The organism is Burkholderia sp. 3C (assembly GCF_054589155.1).
This window is the reverse complement of the sequence record NZ_BAAILN010000157.1, coordinates 1-237: the sequence shown is the minus strand read 5'-3', so window position 1 is coordinate 237 and position 237 is coordinate 1. Positions and strand designations below refer to the sequence as shown.

General features: G+C 50.6%; 1 protein-coding gene. It reads right to left on the bottom strand.

Features of this window, described 5'->3' with window-relative positions; genetic code table 11:
* Nucleotides 1–10 precede the first annotated feature (10 nt).
* On the bottom strand, nt 11–237 hold a 227-nt coding region (locus ACYP33_RS33920; protein ID WP_459625487.1), incomplete at its 5' end, for a hypothetical protein.

Sequence of the window (237 nt, the reverse complement as noted above, 5' to 3'; positions counted from 1 at the left end):
GCGGCGCCCTTTATGCATTTTCTTTGCGAAAACGCTTGCACGAAGCGGGATGGGTGCTTAGAATTCGGCCTCTCTCGCGATGACGGAAACGCAGAACGAGAGGGGAAGCTAGGCAGGACAAGGAGAGCGCCGGAATTGAGGCTGCTTCTTTGAACTGGTGAAGAACTCGATCGATGCAGTCTGTTGATCGAAGCGCTGAAAAAAGTAGTTGACGCGCTTCAAAATGTTCTTCATAAT